This is a genomic window from Streptomyces sp. NPDC053069 (assembly GCF_044546895.1).
GTDB lineage: Bacteria > Actinomycetota > Actinomycetes > Streptomycetales > Streptomycetaceae > Streptomyces.
This window is the reverse complement of record NZ_JBITZN010000004.1, coordinates 354,976-373,620: the sequence shown is the minus strand read 5'-3', so window position 1 is coordinate 373,620 and position 18,645 is coordinate 354,976. Positions and strand designations below refer to the sequence as shown.

General features: G+C 68.2%; 15 protein-coding genes. 8 read left to right on the top strand and 7 right to left on the bottom strand.

All coding sequences use genetic code 11. The features are described from left to right. Positions 1–232 precede the first annotated feature (232 nt). A complete protein-coding gene (locus ACIGXP_RS11550) occupies positions 233–1,570 on the top strand; it encodes an MATE family efflux transporter (protein WP_399766867.1) in 1,338 nt (445 codons plus the stop codon). Positions 1,571–1,689: 119 nt separating this feature from the next. Here the strand turns inward: ACIGXP_RS11550 and rplI are convergent, their stop codons facing one another. From rplI to rpsF, 4 genes are all read right to left on the bottom strand, one after another. Next, a complete protein-coding gene (gene rplI / locus ACIGXP_RS11545; RefSeq protein ID WP_399766864.1) occupies positions 1,690–2,136 on the bottom strand; it encodes a 50S ribosomal protein L9 in 447 nt (148 codons plus the stop codon). Between the two features lie 18 nt (positions 2,137–2,154). Further along, a complete protein-coding gene (gene rpsR / locus ACIGXP_RS11540; protein ID WP_003949403.1) occupies positions 2,155–2,391 on the bottom strand; it encodes a 30S ribosomal protein S18 in 237 nt (78 codons plus the stop codon). 59 nt (positions 2,392–2,450) lie between these two features. After that, positions 2,451–3,029 carry a single-stranded DNA-binding protein gene (locus tag ACIGXP_RS11535; protein WP_363214108.1) on the bottom strand — a complete coding sequence of 193 codons (579 nt, stop codon included), beginning with the start codon at positions 3,027–3,029 and terminating at the stop codon, positions 2,451–2,453. Between the two features lie 75 nt (positions 3,030–3,104). Beyond that, positions 3,105–3,395 (bottom strand): 30S ribosomal protein S6, encoded by a 291-nt coding sequence (rpsF, locus tag ACIGXP_RS11530; protein ID WP_009189556.1) that lies wholly within the window; start codon positions 3,393–3,395, stop codon positions 3,105–3,107. 271 nt (positions 3,396–3,666) lie between these two features. Between rpsF and ACIGXP_RS11525 the strand changes: the two genes are divergently transcribed. From ACIGXP_RS11525 to ACIGXP_RS11515, 3 genes are all read left to right on the top strand, one after another. Then, positions 3,667–3,984, top strand: coding sequence for a hypothetical protein (locus tag ACIGXP_RS11525; RefSeq protein WP_399766860.1), 318 nt, complete (start codon positions 3,667–3,669; stop codon positions 3,982–3,984). Between the two features lie 179 nt (positions 3,985–4,163). Next, positions 4,164–5,285 (top strand): peptidoglycan bridge formation glycyltransferase FemX, encoded by a 1,122-nt coding sequence (gene femX / locus ACIGXP_RS11520; RefSeq protein WP_363214110.1) that lies wholly within the window; start codon positions 4,164–4,166, stop codon positions 5,283–5,285. Between the two features lie 83 nt (positions 5,286–5,368). Beyond that, positions 5,369–6,400: an alanine racemase gene (locus ACIGXP_RS11515; RefSeq protein WP_363214111.1), complete on the top strand. Its 1,032-nt coding sequence runs from the start codon at positions 5,369–5,371 to the stop codon at positions 6,398–6,400. Between the two features lie 78 nt (positions 6,401–6,478). Here ACIGXP_RS11515 and ACIGXP_RS11510 read toward each other — a convergent pair whose 3' ends face one another. Together ACIGXP_RS11510 and ACIGXP_RS11505 are read right to left on the bottom strand one after the other, a co-directional pair. Next, positions 6,479–8,011, bottom strand: a complete 1,533-nt coding sequence (locus tag ACIGXP_RS11510; protein ID WP_399766857.1) for a glycosyltransferase family 87 protein — start codon at positions 8,009–8,011, stop codon at positions 6,479–6,481. A gap of 155 nt (positions 8,012–8,166) precedes the next feature. Beyond that, positions 8,167–10,848 carry a transglycosylase domain-containing protein gene (locus ACIGXP_RS11505; protein ID WP_399766855.1) on the bottom strand — a complete coding sequence of 894 codons (2,682 nt, stop codon included), beginning with the start codon at positions 10,846–10,848 and terminating at the stop codon, positions 8,167–8,169. A 396-nt stretch (positions 10,849–11,244) separates the two neighbouring features. On the opposite strand from ACIGXP_RS11505, the gene ACIGXP_RS11500 reads away from it, so the two are divergent. From ACIGXP_RS11500 to ACIGXP_RS11490, 3 genes are all read left to right on the top strand, one after another. Next, a complete protein-coding gene (locus ACIGXP_RS11500; RefSeq protein WP_363214115.1) occupies positions 11,245–11,928 on the top strand; it encodes a PadR family transcriptional regulator in 684 nt (227 codons plus the stop codon). A gap of 43 nt (positions 11,929–11,971) precedes the next feature. After that, the gene (locus ACIGXP_RS11495) at positions 11,972–13,054 is read left to right on the top strand and encodes an inositol-3-phosphate synthase (protein WP_363214116.1); all 1,083 of its coding nucleotides are present in this window, start codon (positions 11,972–11,974) and stop codon (positions 13,052–13,054) included. A 103-nt stretch (positions 13,055–13,157) separates the two neighbouring features. Beyond that, positions 13,158–14,420, top strand: coding sequence for an MFS transporter (locus ACIGXP_RS11490; RefSeq protein ID WP_399766851.1), 1,263 nt, complete (start codon positions 13,158–13,160; stop codon positions 14,418–14,420). A 115-nt stretch (positions 14,421–14,535) separates the two neighbouring features. Here ACIGXP_RS11490 and ACIGXP_RS11485 read toward each other — a convergent pair whose 3' ends face one another. Continuing rightward, positions 14,536–15,978, bottom strand: coding sequence for a CCA tRNA nucleotidyltransferase (locus ACIGXP_RS11485; RefSeq protein ID WP_399766849.1), 1,443 nt, complete (start codon positions 15,976–15,978; stop codon positions 14,536–14,538). Positions 15,979–16,255: 277 nt separating this feature from the next. Between ACIGXP_RS11485 and ACIGXP_RS11480 the strand changes: the two genes are divergently transcribed. After that, the gene (locus ACIGXP_RS11480; protein WP_363214119.1) at positions 16,256–18,634 is read left to right on the top strand and encodes a DUF6049 family protein; all 2,379 of its coding nucleotides are present in this window, start codon (positions 16,256–16,258) and stop codon (positions 18,632–18,634) included. Positions 18,635–18,645: the final 11 nt, after the last annotated feature.

The following is an 18,645-nucleotide window of genomic DNA, read 5'->3' as shown; positions in this document are numbered from 1 at the left end:
TCGCCGAAACCTGTGCACGACCCGGTGGACAGCCCTGTGAACAAGCCCTCTCTCATACCCACCAGACCGCACTGACCTGCATCTTTACCGTCCACCGGCTGTGCAGAAGAAAAACTTCCCCAGTCGGACCAAGATCGTGTCGAACGGTGCGCCGAAGGACACACCCGCAAGGGCGGAGTAAGGGGCGTGAGCTATTTGCATCACTTACCTGTGGACGATTAGATTAGTGCTCATGACACAGGCTCCCGCGATACCCGAGGTCACCCGTCGGCGGCACGACAGAGAGATCGTCGCGCTGGCCGTCCCGGCCTTCGGCGCGCTCGTCGCCGAGCCTCTCTTCGTCATGGCGGACAGTGCCATCGTCGGCCATCTCGGGACCGCTCAGCTCGCCGGCCTGGGCGTTGCCTCAGCCCTCCTCACCACCGCGGTGAGCGTCTTTGTCTTCCTCGCTTACGCGACCACCGCCGCCGTGGCCCGGCGTGTCGGCGCCGGCGATCTGAAGGCGGCCATTCGCCAGGGCATGGACGGCATCTGGCTGGCGCTGCTGCTCGGCATCGCCGTCATCGCCGTCGTGCTTCCGCTGGCACCCGGCATCGTGGACCTCTTCGGCGCCTCCACGACCGCGGCCCCTTACGCCACGACCTATCTGCGCATCTCCTCACTGGGCATCCCGGCCATGCTCATCATCCTTGCCGCCACCGGAGTGCTCCGCGGCCTGCAGAACACCAGGACCCCGCTCTACGTCGCCGGGGCAGGCTTCGTCGCCAACGGTGCACTCAATGCAGGACTCGTTTACGGCGCCGGTCTCGGCATTGCCGGCTCGGCCTGGGGCACGGTCATCGCACAGTGCGGCATGGCAGCCGTCTATCTGACCGTGGTCGTCCGCGGGGCTCGTCAGCACGAGGCCTCGCTTCGCCCGGATGTCGCCGGCATCCGTGCCTCGGCTCAGGCAGGCGTTCCGCTGCTGGTGCGCACGCTGTCACTGCGGACGATCCTGATGATCGCGACAGGGGTGGCGGCGCATCTGGGCGACGCCGACATCGCCGCGCATCAGATCATCCTGTCCCTGTGGAGCCTTCTGGCCTTCGCTCTCGACGCGATAGCGATCGCGGGACAGGCCATCATCGGCCGCTGTCTCGGCGCGGACGACGCCCGAGGAGCGCGTGAGGCCTGCCGCCGCATGGTCCAGTGGGGCACCGCGACCGGGGTGGTGCTAGGTCTGCTCGTGGTGGCTGCCCGGCCGGTCTTCCTGCCACTGTTCACCAGCGACTCCGTGGTCAAGGACGCGGCACTGCCCGCCCTGCTGATGGTGGCGCTCTCGCAACCCGTCTGCGGGATCGTCTTCGTGCTGGACGGCGTACTGATGGGCGCGGGCGACGGGCCGTATCTGGCCTGGGCGATGGTCGTCACCCTGGCGGTGTTCGCTCCCATCGCACTGCTCGTCCCCACACTCGGCGGCGGCCTCACCGCACTGTGGGCTGCGATGACACTCATGATGGCCATTCGCATGCTGACCCTGTGGCTGCGCACCCGCTCAGGCCGCTGGATCGTCACGGGCGCCACCCGCTGACCGTTTCACGTGAAACAGGCCGGCTGTCGCGTTTCACGTGAAACACCCAGCTCATGTGAAGGGGGCCGCGCCCGTGAAGGCGCGGCCCCTTTCAGAGCTGCTCAAGCAGAGCGCAGCGATCAGGCCGCGATGACCTCGATGTTGACCTTGGCGGCAACCTCGGGGTGCAGACGCACGGACGTCTCGTGGGCGCCCAGGGTCTTGATCGGAGCGGACAGCTCGATGCGGCGCTTGTCGACCTCGGGGCCACCGGAAGCCTTGATCGCGGACGCGATGTCGGCCGGGGTGACGGAACCGAAGAGACGGCCGGAGTCGCCGGAGCGGACGGCCAGACGGACCTTCACGCCCTCAAGCTGGGCCTTGACCTGGTTGGCCTGCTCGATGGTCTGGATCTCGTGGATCTTGCGAGCGCGGCGGATCTGCTCGACGTCCTTCTCGCCACCCTTGGTCCAGCGGATAGCGAACTTCCGCGGGATCAGGTAGTTGCGAGCGTAACCGTCCTTGACGTCGACGACGTCGCCAGCGGCACCGAGGCCGGAGACCTCGTGGGTGAGGATGATCTTCATGAGTCGGTCACCCTTCCCTTAGCGCGCGGTGGACGTGTAGGGCAGCAGCGCCATCTCACGGCTGTTCTTCACGGCCGTGGCGACGTCACGCTGGTGCTGCGTGCAGTTGCCGGTCACGCGGCGGGCACGGATCTTGCCGCGGTCGGAGATGAACTTCCGCAGCATGTTCGTGTCCTTGTAGTCCACGTACGTGACCTTGTCCTTGCAGAAAGCGCAGACCTTCTTCTTCGGCTTGCGCACAGGCGGCTTCGCCATGGTGTTTCTCCTGTGTGATCAAGAAGTTTGGGGTACGGCCCCGCCCTTGGTCCGAGGACCTAGAAGGGGGGCTCGTCCGAGTAGCCGCCACCGCCGCCGGAGCCTCCGCCCCAGCCGCCGCCACCCTGGTTGCCACCGGCGGGAGCGCCGGTCGCCCACGGGTCGTCGGCCGGAGCGCCGCCGCCCTGCTGGCCGCCACCGGGGCCCGAGCCCCAGCCGCCGCCACCCTGGCCGCCACCGCCGCCGTAACCGCCCTGGCCACCGCGAGCGCCACCGGCGGTCTTGGTGACCTTGGCCGTGGCGTTGCGCAGGCTGGGGCCGACTTCCTCGACGTCCAGCTCGTAGACCGTGCGCTTGACGCCCTCACGGTCCTCATAGGACCGCTGCTTCAGCCGGCCCTGCACGATGACGCGCATGCCTCGCTGGAGCGACTCGGCGACGTTCTCCGCCGCCTGGCGCCAGACCGAGCAGGTCAGGAACAGGCTCTCGCCGTCCTTCCACTCGTTCGTCTGGCGGTCGAAGGTGCGGGGAGTGGACGCGACGCGGAACTTCGCGACCGCCGCACCGGACGGGGTGAAGCGCAGCTCGGGGTCGTCGACAAGATTGCCGATGACCGTGATGACGGTCTCGCCTGCCATGGGGGAACCTCTCGGCGGGTTTGCTGCTGGCTGCTTGCTGCTACTCGAATCCCGAGATCAGCTGAGCGGAAGAGCTCAGTGGGTCTCGGGGCGGAGGACCTTGGTCCGGAGGACCGACTCGTTCAGGTTCATCTGGCGGTCGAGCTCCTTGACGACCGCAGGCTCGGCCTGCAGGTCGATGACCGAGTAGATGCCCTCGGGCTTCTTCTTGATCTCGTAGGCGAGACGACGACGGCCCCAGGTGTCGACCTTCTCAACCTTGCCGCCACCGTCACGGACGACGGACAGGAAGTTCTCGATCAGCGGGGAGACCGAACGCTCCTCGAGATCGGGGTCGAGGATGACCATCACCTCGTAGTGACGCATGTGGAACCCACCTCCTTTGGACTCAGCGGCCACGGTCGTTCCGTGGCAGGAGGGTTGTGATGCGTACGCAACGGTATCGGCCGCCACTGACAATCGGGGGTCCTGAAGGATCCCGCAGTGTTACCTGGGCAGGCGTGGGCAGACACCAGTGCAGACGGTACAGACTACCCGCACACCCGCTTCCGGTTGAAATCCGGGCGTGAAGACCGTCACCCTGTACACGTCGGGTGTGTACGGCGCTACTATGCGCCGCCTTCCGCAGGAGGTGCCCATGGCACAGACATTGCATCCCAACGTCGCCGGTTCCCTCTTCGCCACGGACGGCAAGGCTCGTCCGCTTCAGGACACCCTGATGGCGGTGACCTTCCTCCTCGGCGTGCTGTCCTTCGCCACGTCCTTCTTCCACGGCCTCCACCTGCTCAGCTCGTGGACAGGTCTGGTGGGTCTCGCCGTCGGCGTCTACGGACAGTGGATCTCGGTGACGACTCGGGAGCGATTCGTTCTGATCCTGGGTCTCGGCGCTGCGGGGGTGGGTTTCCTGATCAGCATGGCGCACGGCGGACTGTTCGGCGGAATCGTCGGCGGCTGAGCGCCGGACGACCTCCGTACAACGCCTTTTCGAACACCGCGGACCGCCCCGGCCGCCCGTCCGGCCGGGGTTAAGGCCCGTACGCCCAGTCGAGGCGTTCGCAAGGCGCAGTAGGCTTCGGCGCGAGAGCCGGAGCCCCTGTACCCATGGGGACACACCAGCCCGAGGAGCGCCCCGACATGAGCCTGACCCTGAGGACCATCAGCCGCGAGCAGCATCTGGCCTACATCCAGAGCCTGCCGTCGGCGAGCCACATGCAGGTCCCGGCCTGGGCCGATGTGAAGGCGGAGTGGCGCTCGGAGAACCTCGGCTGGTTCGACGACCGCACCGGCGAGATGGTCGGTGCCGGCCTGGTCCTCTACCGCCAGCTGCCCAAGATCAAGCGCTACCTCGCCTATCTCCCCGAGGGCCCGGTCATCAACTGGTTCGCCCCGAATCTGGACGACTGGATCCAGCCGATGCTGGCGCACCTGAAGCAGCAGGGCGCCTTCTCGGTGAAGATGGGCCCGCCGGTGATCATCCGGCGCTGGAATGCCGAGACGATCAAGAAGGGCATCCAGGACCAGGACGTCAAGCGGCTGCGCGACCTGGAGGCCGACTTCATCGAGCCGCGTGCCTTCGAGGTGGCGGACAAGCTGCGCCGTATGGGCTGGCAGCAGGGCGAGGACGGCGGCGCCGGCTTCGGCGACGTGCAGCCGCGCTATGTCTTCCAGGTGCCGCTGGCCAACCGCTCCCTGGAAGAGGTCCACAAGAACTTCAACCAGCTGTGGCGCCGCAACATCAAGAAGGCCGAGAAGGCCGGCGTCGAGGTCGTACAGGGCGGCTACCAGGACCTGGCCGAGTGGCAGCGGCTGTACGAGATCACGGCGGTGCGCGACCACTTCCGGCCCCGCCCGCTGTCGTACTTCCAGCGCATGTGGACGGCCCTCAACACCGAGGACCCGAACCGCATGCGGCTGTACTTCGCCCGCCACAACGGCGTGAACCTGTCCGCGGCGACGATGCTGATCGTCGGCGGGCACGTCTGGTACTCCTACGGTGCCTCCGACAACATCGGCCGTGAGGTCCGGCCCTCGAACGCGATGCAGTGGCGGATGCTGCGCGACGCCTACGCGCTCGGCGGCACCGTCTACGACCTGCGCGGCATCTCCGACTCGCTGGACGAGACGGACCACCTCTTCGGTCTGATCCAGTTCAAGGTCGGCACCGGCGGTCAGGCCGCCGAGTACCTCGGTGAGTGGGACTTCCCGCTGAACAAGCTGCTCCACAAGGCACTGGACATCTACATGTCGCGCCGCTGAGCGGCGGGCGTTTGATTCCATAGGCTTCACAGCGTTCACACCTCTGATACACCGCAGCCACGAGAAAGGTTCCAGGTCCGGCCATGGCGCTCACGCTCTACGTCGACACCGCGCGCTGGCGGGCGCACCACAAGCACGTGCACGAGCAGTTCCCGGGCCTGGTCCCGGTCTGCAAGGGCAACGGCTACGGCTTCGGGCACGAACGGCTGGCGGAGGAGGCGACGCGGCTGGGCGCGGACCTGCTCGCGGTCGGCACGACGTACGAGGCCGCGCGCATCAAGGACTTCTTCAGCGGTGACCTGCTGGTGCTGACGCCGTACCGGCGCGGCGAGGAGCCCGTGCCGCTGCCCGACCGGGTGGTGCGCTCCGTGTCGTCGGTCGACGGTGTGTACGGCCTGGTCGGCGCGCGGGTCGTCATCGAGGTGATGTCCTCGATGAAGCGCCACGGCATCAGCGAGCAGGATCTGCCCCAGCTGCACCAGGCCATCGAGAACGTCCGGCTGGAAGGCTTCGCCATCCATCTGCCGCTGGACCGCACCGACGGCTCGGACGCCGTCGAGGAGGTCATCGGCTGGATGGACCGGCTGCGCGCGGCCCGGCTGCCGCTGCACACGATGTTCGTCAGCCACCTCAAGGCCGACGAACTGGCCCGGCTGCAGCAGCAGTTCCCGCAGACACGGTTCCGTGCCCGCATCGGCACTCGGCTGTGGCTGGGGGACCACGAGGCGACCGAGTACCGCGGCGCCGTCCTGGACGTCACGCGCGTGACCAAGGGCGACCGGTTCGGCTACCGGCAGCAGAAGGCGGCCTCGGACGGCTACCTGGTGGTCGTGGCGGGCGGAACGTCGCACGGGGTGGGCCTGGAGGCCCCGAAGGCCCTGCACGGCGTGATGCCGCGCGCCAAGGGCGTCGCACGGGCCGGCCTCGCCACGGTCAACCGGAACCTTTCTCCGTTCGTCTGGGGGGGCAAGCAGCGCTGGTTCGCCGAGCCGCCGCACATGCAGGTGTCGATCCTGTTCGTCCCGTCGGACGCTCCGGAGCCGAGGGTCGGCGACGAGCTGGTGGCCCATCTGCGGCACACCACCACACAGTTCGACCGGCTCGTGGACCGCTGAGCCGGCCCGTACCGCAAGAGGCCGTACACGCAGTGTGCGTGTACGGCCTTCTTCATGACCTTCCGCCGGTGTGTTCGCTCAGAGCGAACGGTCCTCGGCGGACGGGGGGACCGGCCGGCCCCAGTCCACCTGAGGTCCCTCGAAGTGGGCGGCGTGCCGCGGCGGATGGGCTGCCGCGCCGAACACGAAGACGTCCTGCGCGCCGTCGAGCACCCCGCCCGACGGGTCGTCGTCGCCGGACCGCCGCACCACGTCCCGCTCCGGCATGAGGATGTCCCGTACGACGACGGCACACAGGTACAGCGTGCCCACCAGATGCAGCACGATCGCCCATTGGTAGCCGTGCGTCGGCAGACCCTTGTGGGCGTCTCCGCTGGTCGTGTAGGCGAGATACATCCAGATGCCCAGGAAGTACGCCACCTCGCAGGCCTGCCAGACCAGGAAGTCACGCCACTTGGGCCGGGCCAGGACCGCCAGCGGCACCAGCCACAGGACGTACTGCGGTGAGTAGACCTTGTTGGTGAGGATGAACGCCGCCACCATCAGGAAAGCCAGCTGCGCGAAGCGCGGCCGGCGCGGGGCGGTGAACGTCAGCGCGGCGATGCCGAGGAAGCACAGCACCACCAGCACCAGGGCAGCGGTGTTCACAAAACCGGTACCGGGCGGGTTGGTGGAGTTCTGCGCCCAGATCAGCCAGAACGAGCCGAAGTCGACGCCCCGCTCCTGGCTGAACGTGTAGAACTTCGACCAGCCCTGGAAGGCGAAGAGCATCACCGGCAGGTTCACCACCAGCCAGGCGATCGCCGCGCCGCCGAAGGCCTGGGAGTACTCCCGCCACTTGCCGGCCCGCCAGCACAGCACGAACAGCGGAGCGAGCAGGAACACGGGGTAGAGCTTGGCGGCCGTGGCGAGGCCCAGGAGCACGCCGAAGGCGACGGGACGGCTCCGGGACCACATCAGCATCGCGGCGGCCGTGAGCGCCACGGCCAGCAGGTCCCAGTTGATGGTCGCGGTGAGCACGAAGGCGGGCGCCAGGGCGACCAGCAGGCCGTCCCAGGGGCGCCGGCGGTGGGTGCGGACCACACAGACCGCGATGACGGCCGCGCAGACCATCAGCATCCCGGCGTTGACGAACCAGTACCACTGCTCCTGGCGCTGGATGCCGCCGCCGTGCGGGGTCAGCCAGGACGCCACCTCCATGAACACGCCGGTCAGCACCGGGTATTCGAGGTAGTCCATGTCGCCCGAGAGCTTGTCGAAGTACGGCACGAGATGATCGGCGAACCCACGCCCCTGGTAGAGGTGGGGGATGTCCGAGTAGCAGGCGTGTGTGTACTGGCTGCTCGCGCCGAAGAACCAGGCACTGTGGTAGCAGGGCGCCTTCTGGACCAGGCCGAGGGCGAACATGCCGATCGCCACGAGCGCGACGACCCGTACGGGGGTCCACCAGGAGGTCGCGAGCAGGGCGCGCCGTCCCAGCGGACCGCCGATCAGCTCACTGCCTGCCCGGGCGATCTCGTCCTCACTGGTCGGCCGCACCGGCTCTGCCGGGGTGGGCCGCACGGGCTCGGGCTCGTGCATGCTCGCGGGAGTCATCTCTGCACTGGGCATGGGGCACATCCTGCCGTATGCCGCTGTGAGCGTCGCGGGATCTGCCCCTCCACCGGTACGGCAGGCGCCGGAGAGCCGGTCTTGTCCTGCAGAAGGCGCGGAGGCCGGTGTCCGGCACCTGAAAGGGTGCTGAACACCGGCCTCCGGCCGTTCGGTCAGCCTGTCGGCCCGCCGAAGATGCCTCCATTGCCGTTGCCACGGGTGTTACCGCCGGGGCCGGTCGAGTCCGTGACGCTGGGCGACGGTTCGGTGCCTCCGGTGGTTCCGGTGGCTCCGCCCGTGTCCGTGCCGCCGTTGCCGTTTCCGTTGCTGTTGCCGTTGCAGGGGTTGGTCCAGCTCCACTGGCAGCTGTCGCTCGGGGACGGGGACGGAGACGGGGACGGGGACGTGTCGCTGGGCGTCGGGCTCGGCGAATCGCTGGGCGTCGGGCTCGGCGTGATGCTGGGGGTCGGCTTCGGGGACGGGGCACCGGCCTCGTCCTGGATCTTGCCGATCTCGGTGGCGTCCGGGAAGCCGGTGTCGTTGGCGTTCTTCAGCGCGGCCTTCATGTACTCGGTCCACACGGACGTCGGGATGTCACCACCGTGGATCGACGGGACGCCGGCCGTGCCGTTCATCGACAGCAGCTCATGGTCCTTCGGGTTCTCCCGGAACATCGCCACCGAGGTGGACAGCTGCTGGGTGTAACCGACGAACCAGGCCGACTTGTTGCTGTCGGTGGTACCGGTCTTGCCCGCCGCCGTACGGCCCAGGGCCTTGGCGTTCTTACCCGTACCGTTCTGGATGACGTTCTGCAGGACGTCCGTGACGTTGTTGGCCACGTTGGCCGGCATCGCCGTGGTGACCTTGGGCTGAGTGAAGCCCTGCACGTCCGCGCCGTCCTTCTTGACGGAGATCACCGAGTACGGGTCCGCATGCTTGCCGGACGCTGCGAACGTCGCGTACGCGTCGGCCATGCGGATCGCGCTCGGGGTCGAGGTACCGATGGCGAAGGACGGGTTCAGCGTGGAGAAGCTGTCGTCCAGGATGCCGCACGCCTTGGCGACGTCCCGGACCTTCCGCATCCCCACATCCATGCCCAGCTGGACGAACGGCGTGTTGACGGACTGCTCCATCGCCTTGCGCAGCGTGATGTAGCCCCAGGGGCGTGGGCTCTCGTTGACCTGGTAGAAGGGCTCGTTGTCCTTGTTGAGATACGGGGTGCCGTCCGGATTCATGACCTTGAGGTGGTCATTGCCGTTGTACTTGCTCAGCGGGGAGATTCCCTGCCCCCCGGACCTGTAGGTCCCGTCCTGCATGGCCGCGGCGAGCACGAACGGCTTCCACGTCGAACCGACCGGGACGCCGGAGGTGTCGGCGTTGTTCGTGAAGTGGCCGTTCTCGTAGCCGTCGCCGCCGTAGAGAGCGACGATCGCGCCGTCCTGGGGCTTCACCGACGCCGCGCCGAACTGGACGTACTTGTCGAGGTCACGGCGTTTGGGATCGATCCGCTCCTTCTGGATCTTCTTCACGGCCGCGCTCAGCTCGTTGACCTTGTCCTTCTCGAAGGTCGTCTTGATCTGGTAGCCGCCCCGGTCGAAATCCGCCTCCGTGATGTCGGAGTGGGCGAGAACGTACTTCTTCGCCGTGTCGACCAGGTAGCTGATCTGGCCGGTCATCCCCTTGGTCGCCTTGCGGCCGTCGGGCATGGGGTACTTCGCGATGGCTTTCTGGTAGTCGGTGTCGCTGAGGTGGTGGTCGTTGTGCATCTGCTCGAGGATCCACTGCCAGCGTTCCTGCGAGCGCCTCTTGTTGTCCTTCGCGGTCGCCGATGGGTCGAGGTCCGCGTTGCCGGCCGGGTCGTAGTACGTCGGGCCCTTGAGCAGCGCTGCGAGGACCGCGCACTGGCTCGGCGTCAGGTCCACCGCGTTCTTGCCGTAGTACGTCTGCGCAGCCGCCTGGATACCGTACGCGCCGCGACCGAAGTACGAGGTGTTGAGGTACCCCTGCAGGATCTGGCTCTTCTTGAGCTTCGTCCCCACCTTGATGGAGATGAACAGCTCCTTGAACTTACGGGTGAGGGTCTGCTGCTGGCTCAGATAGGTGTTCTTGACGTACTGCTGGGTGATCGTCGAACCGCCCTGGGTCTGGCCGCCCCGCGCCATGTTGACCACGGCGCGCGCGATACCCATTGGGTCGACGCCCGAGTCCTGGTAGAAGCTCTTGTTCTCGGCCGAGATCACAGCCCACTGCATGGCGTCGGGGATCTGCGAGATGTCGACGTTCTGCCGGTTGACCCCCGTGCCCGTGGCCACCATCTGCTTGCCGTCGGCCCAGTAGTAGACGTTGTTCTGGGACTTGGCGGCATCCTGTTCGTTGGGGATCGAGACCATCGCGTAGCTGACGCCGACCAGCACCACCAGGCTTCCGACGAACCCGATGAAGAGCCCGGAGACGAGCTTCCAGGAGGGCACCCAGCGGCGCCAGCCGTACTTCCCGGCCCGGGGATAGTCGATCATCCGCTTCTTGCCGGGTGCGGTCGATGCACGGCCCCTGCCGCGCCCGGGACCGGCCGGGCCGCCGCGCCGGCCGCTCGGGCCGGCGTTGTCCATGCCTCTGCGGCGACTGCCTCTCTGCGCCGCCCGGCGGGCCTCGGCACGGCCGCCGTAGGCACGCTCATCACCTCCCGGCTCGTTGGCTCCCGACCCATAGGAACTGGACCCATAGGAGTCGGCTGGGGACCCAGTGGCGCCCCGCGGTGCCGCGCGGCGACCGGAGGACGAGCCGGACGGGCCGCGTCGGGCCGCGGCACGTCCGCCTCCCTGCGGCTGCGGCGGTTTGCGACGGTGCTCGCTCATCGAACGATTACTCCTCGGGCAGGCGCACCCGTGCGCGCCTGGAACGGCGGCTGGTTTCCGGTCCCCCCGGAGTACGGATGTGGTCGGTTCTGCATTCACCCGTACTGCACCGGGGACGACGACGCTCCCCGGGCGTCACGCGGTTCCCGGTGGTGTGCATGGCGCACAGACTACGCATCCCCAAAACCTGCCGAGCCCTGAAGTTCACCCCAAAAAGTGCAACTTGCATCGTATGAATCGGTGATGTGATCCCGTTCACCACCGTCGCTCTTGTCGCCTGCGGAAGGCCGTTCTATCGTCATGATGTATCGAGTCGATACATCAGCGCGAGATAAAGACGCTGAGAGGTACCGCGAGACCCGCGGGAGCGATCAGCCGGACCGAGGGGAGGCGACGATGAGCCGACGTTCCGGCATCCTCGAGTTCGCCGTGCTCGGCCTGCTGCGCGAGTCCCCGATGCACGGCTATGAGCTGCGCAAACGACTCAACACGTCCCTCGGTGTGTTCCGGGCGTTCAGCTACGGGACCCTGTATCCCTGCCTCAAGACGCTGGTCACCAACGGCTGGCTGATCGAGGAACCGGGCAGCACTCACGAGGACGCCCTCGCCGCTCCGCTCGCCGGACGCCGCGCCAAGATCGTCTATCGACTGACGGCGGAAGGGAAGGAGCACTTCGAGGACCTGCTCTCGCAAACCGGCCCCGACGCGTATGAGGACGAGCACTTCGCCGCACGCTTCGCCTTCTTCGGGCAGACGTCGCGCGATGTGCGCATGCGCGTCCTGGAGGGCCGGCGCAGCCGTCTGGAGGAGCGCCTGGAGAAGATGCGCGCCTCCCTGACGCGCACGCGGGAGCGCCTCGACGACTACACGCTTGAGCTCCAGCGCCACGGGATGGAGTCCGTGGAGCGCGAAGTGCGCTGGCTGAACGAGCTCATCGAGAGCGAGCGGGCCGGGCGGGACCTGAGAGGTTCCGCGTCCGGGGGGTCCGCTCAGCAGGACACCACCACTGGATCGACGGGCGGCCTGCCCCGTCCCGGGGACACCCCCCGGACGGATACGCCCGACGACACCGCCACGTGAGACCCAGTCAGGGCCTCACTCGTACACACAGGGAGCAACCGGAATGGGTTCGGTTCGCGTAGCCATCGTCGGCGTGGGCAACTGCGCGGCGTCGCTGGTGCAGGGAGTCGAGTACTACAAGGACGCCGACCCGGCGTCGAAGGTCCCCGGCCTCATGCACGTGCAGTTCGGTGACTACCACGTGCGTGACGTCGAGTTCGTCGCCGCGTTCGACGTCGACGCCAAGAAGGTCGGCCTCGACCTCGCGGACGCGATCGGCGCCTCCGAGAACAACACCATCAAGATCTGCGACGTGCCCTCCACCGGTGTCACCGTCCAGCGCGGCCACACCCTCGACGGCCTCGGCAAGTACTACCGCGCCACCATCGAGGAGTCCGCCGAGGAGCCGGTCGACGTCGTCCAGGTCCTCAAGGACAAGCAGGTCGACGTCCTGGTCTGCTACCTGCCGGTCGGCTCCGAGGACGCGGCGAAGTTCTACGCCCAGTGCGCCATCGACGCCAAGGTCGCCTTCGTCAACGCTCTCCCGGTCTTCATCGCCGGCACCAAGGAGTGGGCGGACAAGTTCACCGAGGCCGGTGTGCCGATCGTCGGTGACGACATCAAGTCCCAGGTCGGCGCCACCATCACGCACCGCGTCATGGCGAAGCTCTTCGAGGACCGCGGTGTCCGCCTGGAGCGCACCATGCAGCTGAACGTCGGCGGCAACATGGACTTCAAGAACATGCTCGAGCGTGACCGCCTGGAGTCCAAGAAGATCTCCAAGACGCAGGCCGTCACCTCCCAGATCCCCGACCGGGACCTCGGCGACAAGAACGTTCACATCGGCCCGTCCGACTACGTGGCCTGGCTGGACGACCGCAAGTGGGCCTACGTCCGCCTTGAGGGCCGCGCCTTCGGCGAGGTGCCGCTGAACCTGGAGTACAAGCTCGAGGTCTGGGACTCCCCGAACTCCGCCGGCATCATCATCGACGCCCTGCGCGCCGCGAAGATCGCCAAGGACCGCGGCATCGGCGGCCCGATCCTGTCGGCGTCCTCGTACTTCATGAAGTCCCCGCCGGTCCAGTACTTCGACGACGAGGCCCGCGAGAACGTCGAGAAGTTCATCCGCGGTGAGGTCGAGCGCTAAGCCCCTTAGGGCGAACGCTCGCACGAGAACGCTCCTGCCAGGGCTGTGAAGGTCCCCGGGTTCACCGACCCGGGGACCTTCCGCATATGTGAGGCTGTGCCCCATGCCCGTCGTCCGTGACCTGCGCGTCCTGTTGCGCCTGCGGTACTTCCGACGCCTGCTGTACATCCGCCTCCTGTCCCAGGGCGCCGACGGCGTCTACCAGGTCGCGCTCGCCGCGTATGTCGTCTTCTCCCCGGAGAAACAGACCTCGGCCACCGCCATCGCCTCCGCGATGGCGGTCCTGCTGCTCCCCTATTCACTGGTCGGTCCGTTCGCCGGCGTCCTGCTGGACCGCTGGCGGCGCCGACAGGTCTTCGTGTACGGCAATCTGCTCCGCGCCGTGCTGGCCGCGGCCACCGCCGCGCTGATGGTCAGCCAGGTACCGGACTGGCTGTTCTACGTCTCCGCGCTGTGCGTCACGGCCGTCAACCGCTTCATCCTCGCCGGACTGTCCGCGTCTCTGCCCCGTGTGGTGGACGCCGAGCGTCTGGTGCTCGCCAACTCGCTGTCGCCGACAGCCGGGACGCTCGCCGCGACCGCGGGCGGTGGTCTGGCCTTCGCCGTACGGCTCGTGGCGTCGGGATCCGACGCGGCGGTGGTCCTGCTCGGCGCCTTCCTCTATCTGTGCGCCGGTCTCAGCGCCCTCACCCTGGCGCCCTCGCTCCTCGGCCCTGACCAGCAGCCGAAACGCCCGCACATGTCCACCGCACTCGCCGACACCGCACGCGACCTCGTCGCGGCTGTCCGTCACCTGGCCGCCCCCCAGCGCAGGGCGGCCGCCTGGGCGCTGGCCGCGATGACGCTGATGCGCTTCTGCTACGGCGCGCTGCTGGTCCTTCTGCTCATGCTGTGCCGCTACGCCCTCTCCACGACGTCCGAGGAGGGGCTTCGACTGCTCGGACTCGCGCTGGCGGCGTCCGGTGCGGGATTCTTCGCGGCCGCTGCGGTGACGCCGTGGGCGGCGGGGCGCCTCGGTCCCGAGCGGTGGATCGCGGTGTGCTCCGGAGCCGCCACCGTACTGGAGCCTGCCCTCGGGCTGCCCTTCGCCGCCCCGCCCCTCCTGGCCGCGGCCTTCGTTCTTGGCCTGATCACCCAGGGCGCCAAGATCGCCACCGACACCATCGTCCAGGCCGGCGTCGACGACGCATTCCGCGGCCGGATCTTCTCCGTGTACGACGTGCTCTTCAACGTGGCCTTCGTCGGCGCGGCGGGAGTGGCGGCTCTGATGCTGCCGCCGGACGGCCGCTCGACACTCCTGGTGATCCTGGTCGCCGTGCTGTACGGCGGGGTCACCGTGGCCTTGGCTCGCTTCGAGCGGCACTGAGGCTGCGGCCGGGAAACGGAGAGGGGTGATGTTTCACGTGAAACATCACCCCTCGACACCGGAAGCCCAGGCGGATGTTTCACGTGAAACATCGCCGAGCCAAACTCGGCAGAGATCAGCTCTGCTCGGCCCACCAGTCCTTGAGGGCCGTCACGGCCGCATCATGCTCCATCGGGCCGTTCTCCAGACGCAGCTCCAGCATGTGCTTGTACGCCTTGCCGACCACAGGGCCGGGACCGACACCCAGGATTTCCATGATCTGGTTGCCGTCGAGGTCCGGGCGGATCGCGTCCAGCTCCTCCTGCTCCTGCAGTTGGGCGATGCGCTCCTCCAGGCCGTCGTAGGCCCGGGACAGCGCGGCAGCCTTGCGCTTGTTGCGGGTGGTGCAGTCCGAGCGGGTCAGCTTGTGCAGGCGATCCAGCAGCGGGCCCGCGTCACGGACGTAACGCCGCACCGCCGAGTCCGTCCACTCGCCGGTGCCGTAGCCGTGGAAGCGCAGATGAAGTTCGACCAGCCGCGAGACGTCCTTCACCAGCTCGTTGGAGTACTTCAGGGCGGTCATGCGCTTCTTGGTCATCTTGGCGCCGACCACCTCATGGTGGTGGAACGAGACCCGGCCGTCCTTCTCGAAGCGGCGCGTCCGCGGCTTGCCGATGTCGTGCAGCAGCGCGGCCAGCCGCAGCGTGAGATCGGGACCGTCCTGCTCCAGCGCGATCGCCTGCTCCAGGACGATCAGCGTGTGCTCGTAGACGTCCTTGTGGCGGTGGTGCTCGTCCCGCTCCAGCCGCAGCGCCGGCAGCTCCGGCACCACATGAGCGGCGAGCCCGGTGTCGACGAGCAGGCTGAGCCCCTTGCGCGGGTGTGCGGACAGGATCAGCTTGTTCAGCTCGTCACGGACCCGTTCGGCCGAGACGATCTCGATGCGTCCGGCCATCTCGTTCAGCGCGGTGACGACCTCGGGGGCAACCGTGAAGTCCAGCTGGGCGGCGAACCGCGCGGCCCGCATCATCCGCAGAGGATCGTCCGAGAACGACGCCTCGGGCGTACCCGGCGTCCGCAGCACCCGTGTGGCGAGATCCTCCAGGCCACCGTGCGGGTCGATGAACTCCTTCTCGGGCAGCGCCACGGCCATCGCGTTCACCGTGAAGTCCCGGCGGACCAGATCCTCCTCGATGGAATCGCCGTACGACACCTCGGGCTTGCGCGAGGTGCGGTCGTAGGCCTCCGACCGGTAGGTGGTGATCTCGATCTGGTAGCCACCCTTGTACGCGCCCACGGTGCCGAAGGCGATACCGACCTCCCAGACGGCGTCCGCCCATGGCCGGACGATCTTCAGTACGTCCTCGGGGCGGGCGTCGGTCGTGAAGTCCAGGTCGTTGCCGAGCCGGCCGAGCAGCGCGTCGCGCACCGATCCGCCGACCAGGGCGAGCGAGAACCCGGCCTCCTGGAATCGACGGGCGAGATCGTCGGCGACGGGCGCCACCCGCAGCAGCTCAGCGACCGCGCGCTGCTGCGCCTGGCTCAGGGCAGAGGGAGTGTCTTCGTTGGGGTTCGGCACAACAGAAGAGGGTACGTGCCCCGGCGACCAGGGGCGCCCTCCATTTCCTCCAGGGACGGCCCTGGCCGGGGCTGCGGACGGCTCCCGGCATACCACCGCAAGCACTGCCCTCACGGCGTTCGGAAGGTCTCCCCTCGATACTGGATATAGAGGACGGGCTGTCGAGGTTTCCCGATCTTGTGGAGGAGACCGCGGCACTTCCGCTCAGCGCACATCGTTACCATGCGTGGACGCACATTCCGACGACCACTGACGACGACGAGGGACGGGCGAGCGCGTGGCCGAGGCGGCAGACTTCCAGGGGACCAGTGCCTCACCTGCCCGCCGGTGGCTGCGGCGCACCGGCGCGCTGCTCGCGGGGGCGCCTCTGCTGGCCGGGCTGCTGCAGCTGCCCGCCGCGGCGCCTGCCCAGGCCGCCTCCTCGGACACGGTCTCCGTCTCCCTGGACTCGCTCGGCCCCAGCGCCCCCACGGACGGGGACACGCTGACCGTGTCGGGCACGGTGACCAACAACGGCAAGCAGACCGTCACCGGCGCCCACGTGGGTCTGCGGGTGGGTCCCCAGCTGAACACCCGCTCGGCGATCGACGCCGTCGCCCGGCACTCCGACGCCCTGCAGGGCGACACCGGCTCCGAGGTCGGCGGCAAGTACGAGGAGAAGTTCTCCAAGCTGCCCCCGGGCGTCGCCGAGCACTTCAGCATCTCCGTCCCCGTCGACAAGCTCGATCTCGGCGACGACGGCGTGTACGAGTTCGGTGTCTCCCTCTCCGGCCAGACCGCCGCGCAGCCCTGGGACCAGGTGCTCGGCATCCAGCGGACGTTCCTGCCGTGGCAGCCGTCCGAGGCCGGCACCAAGACCAGGACGACGTTCCTGTGGCCGCTGCTCTCCACGGTCCACATGACGGCCAAGACGGGCGCCGGCGAGCTCCAGACGCCCGTGTTCCTCAACGACGACCTGGCCAAGGAGCTGGCGCCGGGCGGCCGGCTGGCCCAGATGGTGGAGCTGGGCAAGGACCTCGACGTCACCTGGGTGATCGACCCGGACCTGCTGGCCTCGGTGGACAGGATGGCGACCGGTAACTACCGGCTGCCGGGCGACGGGGACACCACCACACCCGGCCCGCGGGAGCACCAGGCAGTCGCCAAGCAGTGGCTGGCGAACCTGCAGAAGGCAGTGGCGGGCAAGGAGGTCGTCGCGCTGCCCTTCGGTGACCCGGACCTGGCCTCCCTCGCGCACAACGGCACCAGCGTCACCGGCTCGCTCAGCCACCTCAAGGACGCCACCGACGTCGCCGCCACCACCGTCAAGACCGTGCTTCACGTCACACCGAGCACCGACTTCGCCTGGCCGGTGGAGGGTGCCGTGGATCCGGCGATCATGAAGGTGGCGACCTCCGCCGGAGCCGACCGCGTGATCGCCCGCAGCGACAGCCTCCAGGAGACGGCCGGGCTGTCGTACACGCCGTCCGCCGCCCGCCCGGTCGGCGGTGGCACCACGGCGGTGGTCTCCGACGCCCGGCTGTCCACGGCCTTCGAGGACGATCTGACGAAGGCGGGCTCGGCCACGCTCGCCGTGCAGGAGTTCCTGGCCCAGAGCCTCGAGGTGAACGCGCAGACCGACAAGCAGCGCAGCGTCGTCGTCGCCCCGCAGCGCATGCCCACGGGGAGCCAGGCGCAGGCGATGGCGGCGGCGCTGAAGGCGCTCCAGGGCGGGAACTGGTCCCAGTCCCAGGATCTCGGCGCGGCAGCCAAGGACAAGCCCGACCCGGATGCCACCACGCGCATCCCGTCGGGGTCCGCCTATCCCTCCTCGCTGCGCTCGCGGGAACTGCCGCGGACGGCCTTCGAGCAGATCGCGCGCACCGAGGACAAGCTCGACAGCTTCCAGGTGATCCTCTCCGACCAGTCCCGTGTCGTGACCCCGTTCGGGCGGGCCATAAACCGTGAGATGTCCACGTCGTGGCAGGGCAGGAGCGCGGAAGCGAGCAGCTACCGGGACGGTGTCGAGGGCTGGCTCGACCACCTGGCCGACCAGGTCAAACTGATCGACAAGTCGGAGACCAAGCTCTCCGGCCGCAGCGCCACCATCCCGGTGACCGTCCAGAACAACCTCGTCCAGCCCGTCGGACATCTGGTCCTGCGCCTCACCTCGAGCATGCCGACCCGTCTGAAGATCGGCGGCAAGGCCTACTCCGAGCAGCGGGTCGAGATCTCCGGCGGGCACAGCCAGTCCGTGAAGTTCACCACCTCGGCCAATGCGAACGGCCGGGTCACAGTGGTCGCCCAGCTGTACACCGAGGACGGCGTGAAGTACGGCGACCCCGTCAGCTTCGATGTGAAGGTCACCGAGATCACGCCCACCGTGATGCTGGTCATCGGCGGCGGCGTACTCCTCCTCGTCCTCGCGGGCTTCCGGATGTACACCCAGCGCAAGCGCGCCGCGGCCCGCCAGAACGAGGACGGCACCGGCACGGCGGAAGAGGCCACCGACGAGCCGGGGAACCCCGGCGCCCCGACGGATCGTCTCCCGGAAAAGCCGGAGGAATCCGGCTCCCCCTCCGGGGCAGACGACCCGGAGCACCCGAGTGACCCTGCGCCGGACACCGCACCGGAAAGCACCGACCCGTCCGGGACGGGTGAGAGAGTGGACCGTTGAGCGATGTCGTG

Bases quoted from the DNA above. Each gene is read 5' to 3' on its own strand.
- ACIGXP_RS11550 (WP_399766867.1), top strand. From the start codon at position 233: ATGACACAGGCTCCCGCGATACCCGAGGTCACCCGTCGGCGGCACGAC.
- rplI (WP_399766864.1), bottom strand. From the start codon at position 2,136: ATGAAGATCATCCTCACCCACGAGGTCTCCGGCCTCGGTGCCGCTGGC.
- rpsR (WP_003949403.1), bottom strand. From the start codon at position 2,391: ATGGCGAAGCCGCCTGTGCGCAAGCCGAAGAAGAAGGTCTGCGCTTTC.
- ACIGXP_RS11535 (WP_363214108.1), bottom strand. From the start codon at position 3,029: ATGGCAGGCGAGACCGTCATCACGGTCATCGGCAATCTTGTCGACGAC.
- rpsF (WP_009189556.1), bottom strand. From the start codon at position 3,395: ATGCGTCACTACGAGGTGATGGTCATCCTCGACCCCGATCTCGAGGAG.
- ACIGXP_RS11525 (WP_399766860.1), top strand. From the start codon at position 3,667: ATGGCACAGACATTGCATCCCAACGTCGCCGGTTCCCTCTTCGCCACG.
- femX (WP_363214110.1), top strand. From the start codon at position 4,164: ATGAGCCTGACCCTGAGGACCATCAGCCGCGAGCAGCATCTGGCCTAC.
- ACIGXP_RS11515 (WP_363214111.1), top strand. From the start codon at position 5,369: ATGGCGCTCACGCTCTACGTCGACACCGCGCGCTGGCGGGCGCACCAC.
- ACIGXP_RS11510 (WP_399766857.1), bottom strand. From the start codon at position 8,011: ATGCCCAGTGCAGAGATGACTCCCGCGAGCATGCACGAGCCCGAGCCC.
- ACIGXP_RS11505 (WP_399766855.1), bottom strand. From the start codon at position 10,848: ATGAGCGAGCACCGTCGCAAACCGCCGCAGCCGCAGGGAGGCGGACGT.
- ACIGXP_RS11500 (WP_363214115.1), top strand. From the start codon at position 11,245: ATGAGCCGACGTTCCGGCATCCTCGAGTTCGCCGTGCTCGGCCTGCTG.
- ACIGXP_RS11495 (WP_363214116.1), top strand. From the start codon at position 11,972: ATGGGTTCGGTTCGCGTAGCCATCGTCGGCGTGGGCAACTGCGCGGCG.
- ACIGXP_RS11490 (WP_399766851.1), top strand. From the start codon at position 13,158: ATGCCCGTCGTCCGTGACCTGCGCGTCCTGTTGCGCCTGCGGTACTTC.